Below are 14,014 nucleotides of genomic sequence, written 5' to 3'. Positions count from 1 at the left end.
GCGTACGGTGCGCCGCATGGAGAAGCTTCCCGGAGATGAAGCGGCCGGCGCGCCCCGCGGCGACCGTGGTGACCTCGATGGTCGTGGGGGCCGCGGTGGTCTCGTCGGCCCCATACCCGTGGCGGAGATGGACATCGACGCCTGGCATGCGGTGCTCGCGGCCGCCCACCGGCAGGACCGGCCGAGCACCCCCGCCCCCGAACGTGCCGCCGAGGAAGGCCGGCTGCGGGTCCCCTCCCCGAACAGCCGCACCGTCGCCTTCGCCCTGCCTGCCCCCGGTGATGGCGGGGATTTCGCGGGAGTCGCCCTCCTCCGTCTCTTCGACACGAAGGAGAACGCCGGCAACGCCTTCCTCGACACCCTGACGGTCCACCCGGCCCACCGCGGCCGCGCTGTGGGCCGCGCGCTGTGGGTCGAGGTGTGCGCCGTCCTCGCGGCGGAGGGCCGTACGTCGGTGAGTTCAGCGGTCCAACGGGGCGGGTTGGGCGAGAAGTTCGCCGTCGCGCAGGGCGCGGAGTGCGCCCTGCCGTTGGTGGCGTACGTGCAGGAGGTGCCGGAGGCGCGGGTGGGCGTGGAGGGGAAGTCCCTGGCGGCCCCCGACGGCTATCGCTTCGTGGTCTGGAGCGGCGTGGTCCCGGACGCCCACGCCGTCGCGCACGCCCGCGCGCACGACGCCATGCAGGACGCGCCGACCGGTGATCTGGACGAGCAGCACGATCCGTGGGACGCCGAGAGGGTGCGGGCGGTGGCCCGGGTCGTTCTCGAACGCGGCGGCGTGATGCTGACCGTCGCGGCCGTCGCCGAGGCGGACGGCACCGTCGCCGGGTACACCGAACTCGTCCTGCCCACACCGCGGTCCGTCCGCGCGCTGCAGTACGACACCGTTGTCATCCCTGGCCATCGTGGGCGCGGCCTGGGGCGGGCGGTCAAGCTCCGGATGCTGGAGTACCTCCGCGGGCAATGCCCCGGCGTACGGGAGATCATGACGACCGTCGCGGACGACAACCGGCCGATGCGGTCGGTCAACGCGGCCCTCGGCTACCGGCCGGAGGGCGGCGTGGGGGTCTATCAGGTCCGGTTCTGAGGCGGGCGGGCGGGCGAGCCGGCTGGGGCGGACCGTTCGCTGCGGGCTGCGGGCTGCGGGCTGCGGGCTGCGGGCTGCGGGCTGCGCGGGCTCGGGGTTCGCTGGCCGGGGGGTGGGGGCTGGGCTTCGGCCTTGGGGCTCTCGGCCGGACCCGGCCTCCCTCGTCGGGGCTCCCGCCCCGCCTCCGTAGAGTGAAGGCGTGACGGAGCGCGGGAAGAAGGGCCGGGGCGGGCAGCCGAAGGCGGCCGAGGAACTGGTCGCCGACGTGCTCGGCAGTGTCCGCTACGCGCCCGACGGCGAACCGGCCGAGGACGCCATCGAGGCGGGCGCCTCGATGCTGGCCGCGGCCACGGCCGGCTGGGAGGCGGTGAGCACCGCGGTGGTGTCGGCCGCCGCGGCGGGCGTGGCGCAGTGCTGGGCGGGCGGCTGGGAGCCCGCCGACCTGGAGCGCATCGTGCGGCGCGAGGCGTCCGACGTGACGCTCGTGGCCCTCGTCCTGGACGCCATCGCGGCCGAGGCGGCCCGCGCACCCGCCGGGCCCCCGCGCGGCGCCCGTCGGCGCGAGCAGCTGAACCGGCTCGGCGCGGACGTCTGGTGGGGTGCCGACCGCGACTACCTCGATGCATTGGCCCGCCGCCGCAAGAAATCCCGCTTCGAGACCGCGTACGACGTCCTGGCGGCGCTCCGCCTCCTGGCCAGGCTGCCCCGGATCACCCCGCTGCCCGCCCCGGCCCCTGTGCAGGTCAGGGACGGCGGCGGCGCGGCCGCGTCGCGTGCCCTCGGACGGATCCGCGGGCTGCTCGCCAAGGCGGAGGCGACCACCTTCGCGGAGGAAGCCGAAGCGCTCTCCGCCAAGGCCCAGGAGCTGATGGCCCGGCACAGCATCGACGAGGCCCTCCTCGACGGCGCGGCCTCCCCCGGGGGCGCGGCCGCAGGTCCTTCCGCGGTCCGAATCGGCATCGAGGGCCCGTACGAACAGGCCAAGGCCCTGCTGCTGGACGCGGTCGCCGCCGCCAACCGCTGCCAGGCCGTCTGGGCCGCCGATGTCGGCTTCTCCACTGTCGTCGGCTTCCCGTCCGACCTGGAGGCGGCGGAACTGCTCTACACCTCGCTGCTGCTCCAGGCCACCGCCGCGATGAGCCGCGCGGGCGACGACCACCACGCCCGCGGGCGCTCCCGCCGTACCCGCGACTTCCGTCAGACCTTCCTCGTCGCGTACGCCGACCGCATCCGCGAGCGCCTCTCGGCGGCCACCGCCGCGGCCACGGCAGCCGCCACCGCCGAATCGGCCGTCGGCGCACCCGACCTCCTCCCGGTCCTCGCCGCCCGCGAACTGGCCGTCGAGGAGACCACCGGCGCCCTCTTCCCCGACACCGCCCCGGTCCGGCTGCGCGGCATACGCGACGCGGACGGCTGGCACCAGGGCACAGCAGCCGCGGACCGCGCCCGCCTGAACGACGGCAACGGCTGAGCGACGGGGTGGCGCGCTTCCTGACCGGCCCTCACCGCGTCAACGACCCGCCGGCCTCACCCTTCACCCTTTCGCATCGACGCTGAGCAGCCGCGCCTCCGGCCACTCGGAGATCGGCTCGTCGGCCACCGAGTAGATCTCCAGCCCGGACAGATACCCGCCGTCGCTGAAGACCAGGACACCGGCCGCGTTCGGGACGGTGTGGGCGGTACCCGAGACGACGGGACTCTCGTGCGGCGGGGCCGCCACAACCGCGTCCCGATCGACAGCCAGGTCGACCGTGGCACAGCCACACCCGCAGCGCTTGACGACCCGCGCGTGCGGAATCTGCGCGCGCAACGCGGCACGGACAGGATCAGCCCCCTCCAGAAGAACCAGGAGAACCTCCACCGCCCCCGAGGAGAGCGCCTCGCCTTCCCCCAAAGACTGCTCCCTCACCGGCTACCCCTCGTTCCGGTCAATGAATTCGACGTTTCGGGCATCGAGCCTCCCCTTGATGTATGCGGTCAATTCCCCCCGAGCAGCCTCGACTTGAACAAGTTCCCGCTCTGCTTCGGCGCTCCGCTCCGCGCCGAGCGGGACACCGCTCTTGACGCACTCCGCCACGATGTAGGCAGCGTGACTCAAGGTGTGCCCCAGGGTGGTGACATCAACTCTGTCGCTCACCGGCGTTCCCCTGCCGAGGGCGTCGAGCATGCTGCCCCGGGCCAGGAGGAAACGGGCGGACGCCGCGTGGGCGAACCAGATTCCGTCCAGGAGGGCCTCGTCGAAAGCGGAGTTCAGCGCCGAGTGCGTGGCGGCCAGGTCGACCTCGAATGCTCCGAGGTCGACCTCGCGCCCTGATTGCAAGGTGAGAAGCGTTTCTTGCAGAAGCTCCTGATAGCTCCTCGTGGTCGCCCTCAGATTGATCAGCCTCTGGGCCAGCCCCTCACGGCTGCGTCGCTCCTCGCGTTCCGACTCCAGCTGCGCCTGGCCCAGTTCCCGCTGTTCCAGCCGAGCCTCTTGCCGACGGCGCTCGCTCGCCTGCTGCCGGTGCAGCAACATCGGCCCGACCACTGCGGCCCCCGCCCCCAAAGCCGCCCCACCGATCGCCCCCACCAGCCCATAGAGGGCAGCTTGATCCGCCATGCCCCAAGCATGGCCTGTCGGCTGTACCCCCAACTACCCGTTTGAGCAAGCCACGAAGGCTGCGACGGAGGCGGGGGGGGTGCTCGAACCGCCTTGCAACCATGGCCAGTTCTCGCATGTCTACAGGTTGGCACTCATGCCACGCATGCTGGTTCATCAGCTGCCGCAAGGCTGGGACCGGAAGGCCGCCCTGATCGTCGAGGAGCAGCGATGACCAACGAGAGTAAGCGAATCCACTTCCCGCCGATTCTCAACGGGTTGGACTACCTCGAGAGCACTGTGGAACTTCTTGGGCCAAAGAAGGGTGAGCCATCCGCACGCGACGTCAAGTATGGAGTCCTGCACCTTCAGGCGGCCGTTGAGACGCTGCTCAAGGCACGTCTTGCGCTCGAAGGCAACAAATGGGTGTGGGTATTCCCCGACGGCTACGACGAGGCCAGGCACCAGGCCGGCGATTTCGCGAGCGTCGGTTGGGAGGAGGCTGTCAAGCGGGTCAAAAGGCAGTGTGCCCCTGAGACTGAGATCGGTCCCAAACGCATTTACAGGGCCCTTGCGAAGATGCGCAATCGATTCCAGCACCTCGGGGTTTCCGAGAGCCACACGGCCGTAGAAGCTCTTGCCATCCCGGTCTTGGACAATCTCCTCCGGTTCGTCACGGCTGATCTGCTCCCCAATGACGACGGCGCCGACTGGCTGGACGTCGACAGGTCGATGGAGCGCGTGCGCGCGGGCTTGGGCCCGATCAAGGAGCTGGTGGCGTTGCGTCTCGACCCCCTTCGCGAACAGTTGAAGGATCAGGAGGAGACCACTCTCGCGTGCCTCTCGTGCGCACGCTTCACCGTAATTGTTGACGGAAGCGACACGATCACGTGCGCGCTGTGCGGTCGTAGCTACGGTGCTTCGAGCGAGGCGGCGTGGGAGTACACAGGCACGGATCCATATCTCGTTGCCAAAGGCCGCGACTCCCAAATGGTCTACGACTGCGCTGAGTGCGGAGGGGCGGCGATCCGAACCGCGGTGGCGTCCGCCCCGGATCGGGGGAGCTGGGTGTGCTTCCAGTACGGCTGCCAGATCGACGGTCTCTGCGAGTACTGCGGACAGGTAGCTCATATCGCGTTTGAGGAAGCCGACATGTGCCAGGACTGCCTTGATTCCCGGTTCGCCAAGTTCTGATCGGCAGACGGAACGGTTCGGGCACGGCATCGAATCGCGTTGCCGGCTCGCCCTCCTGCGCTACCGGCCGCTCCTCGGGGTACCCGGAGTCGAGATCCGTACTCAAGAGCCACGCTGTACAACTCCCGTTATCGGGCGGACGATCAGCTCCTGGCCAATGCCCCTGTCTGAGACGTGAACGCCTACGGGGCGCCGGTATGGCACCTTCGCCGCAATGGGGATGGTGGAATCTTCGACACCTACGCCCAGCGCGTCGACGCTGGTCCGGGCGACGGCGAAGCCTGTTTCCGAGGAGCGAACCCTGTCGCGTACCGAGTATTACGACGACCCCGATGCCCCCGGCCCAACAGTCTCGTCGTGGCCGCTTCAGCTGTGGTGACCAACGGCGAGGGCCGCATCCTGCTCCAGCGGCGCCGGGACAGCGGCCTCTGGGCCCTGCCCGGCGGCGGCATGGAGATGACGGGCTCCCTTCCTGGTACCGCGGTCCGGGAGGTCAAGGAGGAGACCGGGCTTGATGTGGAGACCACGGGGCTGGTGGGGACGTACACCGATCCCCGTCACGTGATCGCGTACGCGGACGGGGAGGTACGGCGGCAGTTCAACGTCTGCTTCACGGCACGAGTCGTCGGCGGGCAGCTTGCCATTTCGGATGAGTCGACGGAGCTGCGCTTCGTCGACCCCGACGACATCGGCGGTCTCCCGATGCACCACACGCAGCAGCTCCGTATTCGGCATTTCCTGGAGCGGCGGGATCGCCCTTACCTGGGATGACGCGGCCTGTAACGGGGTCAGTCGTCCGTCGGAGCCGGTGTGAGACCCGTCCGGCAAGACGCTCCCCAGTTCGTCTCGGACGGGTCACCTAGCTTGCACCCCCGTCCCGGCCAGATGCGCCCGCCCTCTGGGTGCCGCTCAGGAGGTGTCCGCGGTGACCTGATGGGCGAAGACCGTGAACTCCGCGTGCCCGTCGTCGTTGACAGATCGGTGATCAACGGCCACGCGGACCCGGTTGCCAGGTAGGTCCGACTCGACAAGCGTCGCATCCAGACGGACCGCGATCGGAAGCTCTGTGTTCGGCTCAGGCTCCTCGTCCTCGTCCCAGAACAGAGGAGTCTTGTCGATGATCGAGTGCCGCACGCCCTCGGCATCGACGAAGACGACCTCGACAACCGAGGGGTATTCGCTGGTGTCCACCCACCGAACTGCCGCAGCGTGCAGCAGGCCGGTGGGTGACGTGGCACGTTCAGTCACCGGCCGGCGCCACCCCCACCGGGCAGCTCACTCCCGTCCCGCCGATTCCGCAGTATCCCGCCGGGTTCTTGTCGAGGTATTGCTGGTGGTAGCCCTCGGCCGGGTAGAAGGGGCGGGGGTCGGTGGGGAGGATTTCGGTGGTGATGTCGGCGTAGCCGGAGGAGTGCAGGACGGTGCGGTAGGCGTCGCGGGAGGCTTCGGCGGCCTGCTGCTGGGCGGGGGAGTGGGTGTAGATCGCCGAGCGGTACTGGGTGCCGACGTCGTTGCCCTGGCGGAAGCCCTGGGTCGGGTCGTGCGACTCCCAGAAGAGCTTCAGCAGTGCGGTGTACGGGACGACGGCCGGGTCGAATACGACGCGGACGGCCTCGGTGTGGCCGGTGTGGCCGCTGCAGACCTCTTCGTAGGAGGGGTTCGGGGTGTGGCCGCCCTGGTAGCCGACGAGGGTGGTCCAGACGCCCTCGGTCTGCCAGAACTTCCGCTCCGCGCCCCAGAAGCAGCCCAGGCCGAAGTCGGCGATCTCCAGGCCCTCCGGATACGGGCCGAGCAGCGGGTTGCCGAGGACGGTGTGCCGGTCGGGAACGGTGAAGTCCCGTTCCGGGCGGCCCTTGAGCGCCTCCTCGGGGGTGGGGAGGTGGGTCTTGAAGCGGGAGAACAGCATCAGGATCAAGCTCCAGGAGGACGAGAGGGAAGCCGGGCTATTCGGTCAACGCCGGAGCCCGGGTGCGGCATTCCGCTGCGCCCGACGGCCGGCCCTAGGGGGTGTGGCCGGGGGGCGGGAAGTCCGCGGAGGTGCCGCCGAGCTGCTCCCAGCCGGCGATGGCCAGGGCGCGGTAGGCGGCGTACTCCGCGGCGGGGCTGCGGCCGTAGGACCACGGGACGGCGCCGACGTGGCCGTCGACCAGGCGGAGCTGTTCCATGGCCTCGGGGTAGCGCTCGGCGCGGACCAGGAACCAGACGAGCAGGTGGCGCACGTGCGGCGTCATCGGGTGGTCGGCGGGGGCCTCGCGCAGCGCGAAGTGGGCGCCTTCCACGGCGCGCTCGACCACGGCGCTCTGGTAGAGGCTGCGGACCATGTTGGCCTCGGGGAGGTGGTCGTAGACCGCGAAGAGCGGCAGCGCCGGCAGCAGGCTCCCGGCCGGGGCCGCGGCGGCCGCCCGCTCGGTGAACGCGTCGGCCTCCTTGCGGGAGCCGTGCCACTTCTCGGACCAGTAGGGGAGGGCGGCGAGGTGCGCGCCCATGTGCTGCGGCGCCCGCTGGACGACCTTGGACCACAGCTCTTCGTAGTCGGCACGGCGGTCGCCCAGGCCCCGGGCGACGGCCAGCTCCGTGATGTACGGGATCGGGCTGCCGGGCGCGAGCAGGGCCGCCTCCCGGCAGACCGTACGGGCCTCCTCCAGGATCATGCGGAAGTCCTGGGAGCCGGGGTCGCGCAGTGCCTGGACGACGAGGAACTGGGCGTGCGTCTGTGCGCCGCCGGGGTCCTTGGGGGCCTCCGAGCGCCAGGTGCGCAGCCAGATGCCGCCGACGCGGCCGCCCGCGGCCGTCGCCCCGGGGCCGCCCTGCTGTTCCGCCGCCTCCTGGGCGAGTTCGAACGCGGCGGCGCCGGCGAGCGTCTGGACCCGCTGCCAGCGGCGTTCCCAGTCGTCGCCGGTGGACTTCAGCAGCTCGGCCGCGGGGCGCCAGTCGTGCGTACGGCGCATTTCGGCCAAAGCGTCGTCGAGCTCCTGGTCGGGTCCCGGCAGGCGTACGTCCAGCTCGTCGAGCGGCACGAAGCCGTAGGCCGCCATCGGATCGGAGGCCACCACCATGCCCTGCCGGACGTGCTGGACCGCCCGTCGGCGTCGCATCCAGGGGAGGAAGACGACACCGCCGATCGCGAGGGCGGCGAAGAGAACGAGCAGAGCGTCCATGTGGTGTGTCCCGGTCGGAGGGGGCGGTGGTGGTCGGTGGTGCGCCGGAAGGGGCCGGAGGGGGTCGTGACGGTGTCGGAGGTGGCGGGAACCGGTGTGCGGTTCCCCCGTATGTATCCACTATCCAGCGAACCAGAAAGTTCCGGAAAGTTCGGCTGTGCGGCCGACTACCCTCGGCAGGCATGAGCAATCAGCGCGACCAGCGCCACCAACACTTCGAAACGCTCGCCATCCACGCCGGCCAGGAGCCCGACAAGGCCACCGGCGCGGTGGTGCCGCCCATCTACCAGGTCTCTACTTACAAGCAGGACGGTGTCGGCGGGCTGCGCGGCGGTTACGAGTACAGCCGCAGCGCCAATCCCACCCGTACCGCTCTGGAGGAGAACCTCGCCGCCCTGGACGGCGGTCGGCGCGGTCTCGCCTTCGCCTCCGGCCTCGCCGCCGAGGACTGCTTGCTGCGGACCCTGCTGACCCCGGGTGACCATGTCGTCATCCCCAATGACGCCTACGGCGGAACGTTCCGTCTGTTCGCGAAGGTCGTCGAGCGCTGGGGCGTGGAGTGGTCGGTGGCCGACACCTCCGACCCGGCGGCCGTCCGCGCGGCGCTCCGGCCCCGGACGAAGGCGATCTGGGTGGAGACGCCCAGCAACCCGCTGCTCGGCATCAGCGACATCACCGCGCTGGCCGCCGTGGCCCGGGACGCCGGCGCGCGCCTCGTCGTCGACAACACCTTCGCGAGCCCCTACCTCCAGCAGCCGCTGGCCCTCGGCGCGGACGTGGTGGTCTACTCCACGACCAAGTACATGGGCGGCCACTCCGACGTGGTCGGCGGTGCCCTGGTCGTCAACGACGACACCCTCGGTGACGAACTCGCCTACCACCAGAACGCGATGGGCGCGATCGCCGGGCCGTTCGACTCCTGGCTGGTCTCGCGCGGCCTCAAGACGCTGGCCGTCCGTATGGACCGGCACAGCGCCAACGCCGCCCGCGTCGCCGAGCTGCTGACCTCGCACTCCAAGGTGACCCGCGTCTACTACCCCGGACTCACCGAGCACCCGGGGCACGAGATCGCCGCCAAGCAGATGCGTGCGTTCGGCGGCATGGTGTCGTTCCAGGTCGAGGGCGGCGAGCAGGCGGCCGTGGAGGTCTGCAACCGGGCGCAGCTGTTCACCCTCGGTGAGTCGCTGGGCGGCGTCGAATCGCTCATCGAGCACCCGGGGCGGATGACGCACGCCTCGACGGCCGGTTCCCCGCTGGAGGTCCCGGCCGACCTGGTGCGCCTCTCCGTGGGCATCGAGTCCGTGGAGGACCTGCTGGCCGACCTCACGAAGGCGCTGGGCTGACCCGCCCTGCTGTCCGCTGTGCCCAGAGCCCCGGCCGGCCTCGTTTCACCCTCTTGTGGGTAGGGGCCGGCCGCGGTGCACCCTCGGCGCCGGGGCGGGATTCACCTGCCCCGGGGCCCGGTTCACCATCCCTCCGCAGGCGGCGTGCTGCGGGCCGGTGGCGGTAGCCACGGCTGGTCGACGGCCCAGAGCAGCACGAGAGCCAGGGCGAGGAGCCCGAGCAGCAAGCAGGCGTAGCGCAGCAGCTTGCGGTGCGCCAGCAGCCGGCCGCCGCGGGTGAGGGCCCGTGCGGCCAGGTCGGGCGGGACGAGCGGATGCGGCCCCGCCAGCATCCGCCGTACCTCGGTCTCCTTGCGGTCCGGCAGGCTCATGGGGCCGTGGATCGTGCGGGGCCGGTCGAGGCGCCTGCCGAGGGGGCGCCGGACCCGGCGGCGGTGGTGGTGTCGACCGCCGGAGCTGGGTGGCGGCTGCGGATTTCGGCGATGGCGTGCAGACAGAGGGTGTGTACCCGCTCGGCGGGCAGGCCGAGTTGCGCCGCGGTCTGTTCCTCGGGCACGTTCTCGAAGAGGCGCAGGACGAGGACCAGTCGCTCCCGCGGTGGCAGCCGGTCCAGCAGGCCGCCGCGAGGTCTGCGGTGCCGCCAGGCGGTGCGGGCGAAGTGGGTGGCCAATTCCCGGCGGGCGCGCTCGTACGGGTCCGCGCCGCGCAGCTGGTCCCAGTCGGCGTACGTCCGCGACAGCGCGCGGACGAGCAACTCCTCGGCGGCCGGTGCAGGACCGGAGCCCGGCTCCGCGGTCAGCAGCGTGGCGGTGTGCAGCAGCCGGCCCGCCGCGCCCGCCACGAACGCCTCGAACTCCCGGGCGCGGCGGCGTTCCTGAGCCAACCGCCGCTCTCGCACCGCGCCTCCCCGGCTCACGGACCGCCCCTGGCTCAATAGCACGGCAGTGCGGCCACCCGGTCAAGAGGCGCGACAGGAAGTGCGGAGGGGAGGTGTGTCCTCTCCGCGGGAGTCAGGAGGTGGGGCCGGCCGGCGTCAGGGACGTGGTGATCGTGGCGAGGGAGGAGTTGAAGCGGGTCAGGAGGGTGCAGAACGCGTCGCGTTCCTCCTCGCTCCACTCCTCCGTCACCAGCGCCATCAGCGCGCGGCGCGAGGCGCGCACCTCTTCGAGGCGCGAGCGGCCGCGGTCGGACAGCTGGAGCACCACGGCCCGGCCGTCCTCGGGGTGCGTGGCGCGGCTGACCAGCCCGGAGTCGACCAGCGGGGCGACCTGACGGGTGACCGTCGAGGAGTCGATACCCATGCCGGCGGCCAGGGCCTTGACGCCCATCGGGCCTTCCTGGTCCAGGCGGTTGAGCAGCAGGTAGGCGGCGCGGTCCATGGAATTGCGCGCCTGGCCGACGCCGCCGAGCCGGCTCTGTTCTGCGCGGCGGGCGAAGACGGCGACTTGATGCTGCAGCGCGTCGAGAAGAGCGGGGTCGGTGTGGGTCGTCATGTCCGAAGAGGTGGGCATGGCCGGGAGCTCGCTTCATGGGATGCGTACGGATTGGAGGACAGAGTACGCGGACCCGGCGCGGACCGTGCCGACGCTGTCGAATCCGATAACGCACCGTGAGGCGCCCGAGACCGCCACCGTATTCGCCCGGGATGGCGGAACCGTCCGTTCCACCGGCCCGGCCCCTTCCTGCTCTTGCTCCGCTCCCTGCTCCGCCGCAGGTCCGAGGGGGTTTGGCCCCGGAATCCCGCCGAGGGGTCCGCCATCCGGTCGGAAAGGCCGAGATCGGGGCGAACTGCGAGACTGACGGCATGGCCGATCACACGCCGCGCACACCGCACGAGCCCTCCGACTCCCCGCGACCCGCCGACGCCGCACCGGCCGAGGAGCCGACCGCCGGTGGGATGACGGCGGGCGGGGCGGCTGCCGCGATCACGGTCGAGGATGTCCGCGAGGCGCACAAGATGCTCTCCGGCGTCTCCCGGGCCACCGCCATGGAAGGCAGCCGGTATCTGTCCGGGCTGGTCGGCGCGCCTGTCCACCTCAAGTGCGAGAACCTCCAGCGCACCGGCTCCTTCAAGATCCGCGGCGCCTACGTACGGATCGCGGGGCTCTCCACGCAGGAGCGGGCGGCCGGCGTCGTCGCGGCGAGCGCGGGCAACCACGCGCAGGGGGTGGCGCTCGCCGCGTCCCTGCTCGGCGTGCGCTCGACCGTCTTCATGCCGGTCGGTGCCCCGCTGCCGAAGGTCGCCGCGACGCGTGAGTACGGCGCCGAGGTGCGGCTGCAGGGCCAGGTGGTGGACGAGACGCTGGCGGCCGCCCAGGAGTACGCGCGGGAGACCGGCGCGGTCTTCATCCATCCCTTCGACCACCGCGACATCATCGCGGGCCAGGGCACCGTCGGCCTGGAGATCCTCGAACAGTGCCCGGAGGTGCGCACCATCGTCGTGGGCGTCGGCGGTGGCGGGCTGGCCGCCGGTGTCGCGGTGGCGGTCAAGGCCCTGCGGCCCGATGTGAAGGTCGTCGGGGTGCAGGCGGCGGGGGCGGCCTGCTATCCGCCGTCGCTCGCGGCCGGGCACCCGGTGGCGGTCGAGGGGCTGTCGACGATGGCGGACGGCATCAAGGTCGGGCGGCCCGGCGATGTGCCGTTCGGGCTCGTCGACGAGCTGGTGGACGAGGTCCGTACGGTCTCCGAGGACGAGCTCTCCAGCGCGTTGCTGCTCTGCCTGGAGCGGGCGAAGCTGGTGGTGGAGCCGGCCGGGGCGAGTTCGGTGGCGGCGCTGCTCTCCGACCCGGGGTCCTTCGAGGGGCCGGTGGTCGCGGTGCTGTCCGGGGGCAATGTCGATCCGCTGCTGATGCAGCGCATCCTGCGGCACGGCATGGCGGCTGCCGGCCGCTACCTGTCGCTGCGGCTGCGGCTGACCGACCGGCCGGGGGCGCTGGCGACGCTGCTGGGCGTGCTGTCGGTCGTCGACGCCAATGTGCTCGATGTGGGCCATGTGCGGACCGATCCGCGGCTCGGCCTGACCGAGGTGGAAGTCGAGTTGCACCTGGAGACGAAGGGGCCGGACCACTGCCGCGAAGTGAGTACGGCGCTGCTGGAGGCGGGGTACTTCGTCACCGGGTGAGGTGCCCGTGCGTCCCGGGTGGGGCGTGCGCAGGTGCCGTCGTACGTATGTGTCGTACGTACGTGCTGACGCGCGCGTACGCGGCCGGTGGCGGTGTGAGAGGGAGGGTGAGGTCGAGGCGCCGCGGGAGCTCCGCGGCGCCTTTCGCGTGCGCTGTCGCAGCTCGGACCGGGTGTTCGTCGGCATCCGGGGGCGCACGGGCGCCGGGCCGCCCCGCCGCCCGGTGAATCCTTGGCACGTGTATCGCGAAAAACCACTACTCGCGATGTATCGCGTTGCACTACCATCGCGCTTCCGGGTCACCGGTGCGACATGGCGGCCTGGGGTGGACAAATACCGCAAGGCGGTCTTTGGTTGCCAAACGTAATATTCGACCTGGAACTGACCCAAGCCATGGGAGTACCCACATGCCAGGTGCCATTTATGCCGAGGGTCTGGTGAAGACCTTCGGCGAAGTCAGGGCACTGGACGGCGTCGATCTCGACGTTCCCGAAGGAACCGTCCTCGGAATGCTCGGCCCCAACGGTGCCGGCAAGACCACTGCCGTACGCGTGCTGACGACCCTGCTCAAGCCCGACCGCGGCACGGCCCAGGTCGCGGGGATCGACGTCCTCGCGCACCCCGACCGGGTGCGCCGCTCCATCGGACTCTCCGGTCAATTCGCCGCCGTGGACGAATACTTGACCGGCCGCGAGAACCTGATGATGGTCGGTCAGCTTTACCAGATGAGTGCCCGCGACGCGAAGCGGCGGGCCGGCGAACTGCTGGAGCGCTTCCACCTCGCCGACGCCGCGGAGCGCACCGCCAAGACCTACTCCGGCGGTATGCGCCGCCGCCTCGACCTCGCCGCCGCGCTGGTCGTCAGCCCGCCCGTGATGTTCATGGACGAGCCGACCACCGGCCTGGACCCGCGCAACCGCCAGCAGTTGTGGGACGTCATCCAGGAACTCGTCGCCGGCGGCACGACCCTGCTGCTCACCACGCAGTACCTGGAGGAGGCCGACCGCCTCGCGCACGACATCTGCGTCGTCGACCACGGCAAGGTCATCGCCCGGGGCACGTCCGACCAGCTCAAGGCGCGCACCGGCGGCGAACGCGTCGAGGTCGTGGTGCACGCGCCGGAACACCTCGCCATCGCCGACGAGGTCCTGCGCGGCTTCGGCAAGGGGGAGACCGCGGTCGAGCCGCACACCCGCAAGCTGACCGTCCCGGTGACCGGTGGCGCCAAGCTGCTCGCCGAGGTCATCCGCGAACTGGACACCCGGGGTGTGGAGATCGACGACATCGGGCTGCGCCGCCCGACCCTCGACGACGTGTTCATCTCGCTCACCGGGCACGCGGCCGAGATCGTGGAGGACAACGGCGCGGCCGGCGGGAGCGGCGCGGCGGGCGCTGCCGACACCGTTGGTGCGGACGGCCGGAGCGGCGCGAGCGCCGAGGGCCGGAAGCGCAAGGGCAAGAAGGGCGCCGAGGCGGCCGACCCGGCCGACCCGGCCGCGGCGAGCGGGCCGGCAACCAAGGAGGACGCGAAGTGAC

The 14,014-nt window shown here is 71.2% G+C and carries 14 protein-coding genes and 2 pseudogenes; 8 read left to right on the top strand and 8 right to left on the bottom strand.

All coding sequences use genetic code 11. The features are described 5' to 3' along the window. The first annotated feature begins 16 nt into the window (after positions 1 to 16). Positions 17 to 1,084 carry a GNAT family N-acetyltransferase gene (locus QOM21_RS13880; protein ID WP_407550205.1) on the top strand — a complete coding sequence of 356 codons (1,068 nt, stop codon included), beginning with the start codon at positions 17 to 19 and terminating at the stop codon, positions 1,082 to 1,084. A gap of 265 nt (positions 1,085 to 1,349) precedes the next feature. After that, a complete protein-coding gene (locus QOM21_RS13875; protein WP_407555666.1) occupies positions 1,350 to 2,555 on the top strand; it encodes a DUF2786 domain-containing protein in 1,206 nt (401 codons plus the stop codon). A 63-nt stretch (positions 2,556 to 2,618) separates the two neighbouring features. Here the strand turns inward: QOM21_RS13875 and QOM21_RS13870 are convergent, their stop codons facing one another. Then, positions 2,619 to 2,993 carry a hypothetical protein gene (locus tag QOM21_RS13870; protein WP_407550204.1) on the bottom strand — a complete coding sequence of 125 codons (375 nt, stop codon included), beginning with the start codon at positions 2,991 to 2,993 and terminating at the stop codon, positions 2,619 to 2,621. A gap of 3 nt (positions 2,994 to 2,996) precedes the next feature. Then, on the bottom strand, positions 2,997 to 3,683 hold the full coding sequence (locus tag QOM21_RS13865) for a hypothetical protein (RefSeq protein ID WP_407550203.1): 687 nt from the start codon (positions 3,681 to 3,683) through the stop codon (positions 2,997 to 2,999). A 210-nt stretch (positions 3,684 to 3,893) separates the two neighbouring features. Between QOM21_RS13865 and QOM21_RS13860 the strand changes: the two genes are divergently transcribed. The 3 genes and pseudogenes from QOM21_RS13860 (at position 3,894) to QOM21_RS13850 (ending at position 5,627) form a co-directional block, all read left to right on the top strand. After that, positions 3,894 to 4,856, top strand: coding sequence for a hypothetical protein (locus QOM21_RS13860; RefSeq protein WP_407550202.1), 963 nt, complete (start codon positions 3,894 to 3,896; stop codon positions 4,854 to 4,856). Positions 4,857 to 4,860: 4 nt separating this feature from the next. Further along, positions 4,861 to 5,151, top strand: a pseudogene (locus QOM21_RS13855) (XRE family transcriptional regulator); the annotation flags it as partial. 6 nt (positions 5,152 to 5,157) lie between these two features. After that, a pseudogene (locus tag QOM21_RS13850) lies at positions 5,158 to 5,627 on the top strand (NUDIX domain-containing protein). Positions 5,628 to 5,765: 138 nt separating this feature from the next. Here the strand turns inward: QOM21_RS13850 and QOM21_RS13845 are convergent. From QOM21_RS13845 to QOM21_RS13835, 3 genes are all read right to left on the bottom strand, one after another. Then, complete coding sequence (locus QOM21_RS13845; RefSeq protein ID WP_407550201.1) at positions 5,766 to 6,104, bottom strand: hypothetical protein; 339 nt, start codon at positions 6,102 to 6,104, stop codon at positions 5,766 to 5,768. Then, entirely contained in the window at positions 6,097 to 6,762 is a 666-nt protein-coding gene (gene msrA, locus QOM21_RS13840) for a peptide-methionine (S)-S-oxide reductase MsrA (protein WP_407550200.1), read from the bottom strand. The genes QOM21_RS13845 and msrA overlap by 8 nt, the downstream gene beginning before the upstream one ends. 94 nt (positions 6,763 to 6,856) lie before the next feature. Then, the gene (locus tag QOM21_RS13835; RefSeq protein WP_407550199.1) at positions 6,857 to 8,014 is read right to left on the bottom strand and encodes a hypothetical protein; all 1,158 of its coding nucleotides are present in this window, start codon (positions 8,012 to 8,014) and stop codon (positions 6,857 to 6,859) included. A 182-nt stretch (positions 8,015 to 8,196) separates the two neighbouring features. Between QOM21_RS13835 and QOM21_RS13830 the strand changes: the two genes are divergently transcribed. Then, on the top strand, positions 8,197 to 9,357 hold the full coding sequence (locus QOM21_RS13830; protein WP_407550198.1) for a cystathionine gamma-synthase: 1,161 nt from the start codon (positions 8,197 to 8,199) through the stop codon (positions 9,355 to 9,357). Between the two features lie 122 nt (positions 9,358 to 9,479). Here the strand turns inward: QOM21_RS13830 and QOM21_RS13825 are convergent, their stop codons facing one another. The 3 genes from QOM21_RS13825 to QOM21_RS13815 form a co-directional block, all read right to left on the bottom strand. Beyond that, entirely contained in the window at positions 9,480 to 9,728 is a 249-nt protein-coding gene (locus QOM21_RS13825; protein WP_407550197.1) for a hypothetical protein, read from the bottom strand. Then, positions 9,725 to 10,255, bottom strand: coding sequence for a sigma factor-like helix-turn-helix DNA-binding protein (locus QOM21_RS13820; RefSeq protein ID WP_407550196.1), 531 nt, complete (start codon positions 10,253 to 10,255; stop codon positions 9,725 to 9,727). The genes QOM21_RS13825 and QOM21_RS13820 overlap by 4 nt, the downstream gene beginning before the upstream one ends. Before the next feature lie 112 nt (positions 10,256 to 10,367). Beyond that, positions 10,368 to 10,868, bottom strand: a complete 501-nt coding sequence (locus QOM21_RS13815) for a MarR family winged helix-turn-helix transcriptional regulator (protein WP_407550195.1) — start codon at positions 10,866 to 10,868, stop codon at positions 10,368 to 10,370. Between the two features lie 386 nt (positions 10,869 to 11,254). On the opposite strand from QOM21_RS13815, the gene ilvA reads away from it, so the two are divergent. Together ilvA and QOM21_RS13805 are read left to right on the top strand one after the other, a co-directional pair. Next, positions 11,255 to 12,478: a threonine ammonia-lyase gene (ilvA, locus tag QOM21_RS13810; RefSeq protein WP_407555665.1), complete on the top strand. Its 1,224-nt coding sequence runs from the start codon at positions 11,255 to 11,257 to the stop codon at positions 12,476 to 12,478. A gap of 407 nt (positions 12,479 to 12,885) precedes the next feature. After that, positions 12,886 to 14,013 (top strand): ATP-binding cassette domain-containing protein, encoded by a 1,128-nt coding sequence (locus tag QOM21_RS13805; RefSeq protein ID WP_407550194.1) that lies wholly within the window; start codon positions 12,886 to 12,888, stop codon positions 14,011 to 14,013. The last annotated feature ends 1 nt before the right edge of the window (position 14,014 follow it).

The organism is Streptomyces sp. Pv4-95 (assembly GCF_045782725.1).
In the GTDB taxonomy this organism is placed as follows: Bacteria; Actinomycetota; Actinomycetes; order Streptomycetales; family Streptomycetaceae; genus Streptomyces.
The sequence above is the reverse complement of the archived record's forward strand: the minus strand, read 5'-3'. Positions and strand labels throughout refer to the sequence as shown.

Excerpts from the sequence above, each read along its gene's own strand:
- QOM21_RS13880 (WP_407550205.1), top strand. The coding sequence starts at position 17 with ATGGAGAAGCTTCCCGGAGATGAAGCGGCCGGCGCGCCCCGCGGCGAC.
- QOM21_RS13865 (WP_407550203.1), bottom strand. The coding sequence starts at position 3,683 with ATGGCGGATCAAGCTGCCCTCTATGGGCTGGTGGGGGCGATCGGTGGG.
- QOM21_RS13860 (WP_407550202.1), top strand. The coding sequence starts at position 3,894 with ATGACCAACGAGAGTAAGCGAATCCACTTCCCGCCGATTCTCAACGGG.
- msrA (WP_407550200.1), bottom strand. The coding sequence starts at position 6,762 with ATGCTGTTCTCCCGCTTCAAGACCCACCTCCCCACCCCCGAGGAGGCG.
- QOM21_RS13835 (WP_407550199.1), bottom strand. The coding sequence starts at position 8,014 with ATGGACGCTCTGCTCGTTCTCTTCGCCGCCCTCGCGATCGGCGGTGTC.
- QOM21_RS13830 (WP_407550198.1), top strand. The coding sequence starts at position 8,197 with ATGAGCAATCAGCGCGACCAGCGCCACCAACACTTCGAAACGCTCGCC.
- QOM21_RS13825 (WP_407550197.1), bottom strand. The coding sequence starts at position 9,728 with ATGAGCCTGCCGGACCGCAAGGAGACCGAGGTACGGCGGATGCTGGCG.
- QOM21_RS13815 (WP_407550195.1), bottom strand. The coding sequence starts at position 10,868 with ATGCCCACCTCTTCGGACATGACGACCCACACCGACCCCGCTCTTCTC.
- ilvA (WP_407555665.1), top strand. The coding sequence starts at position 11,255 with ATGACGGCGGGCGGGGCGGCTGCCGCGATCACGGTCGAGGATGTCCGC.
- QOM21_RS13805 (WP_407550194.1), top strand. The coding sequence starts at position 12,886 with ATGCCAGGTGCCATTTATGCCGAGGGTCTGGTGAAGACCTTCGGCGAA.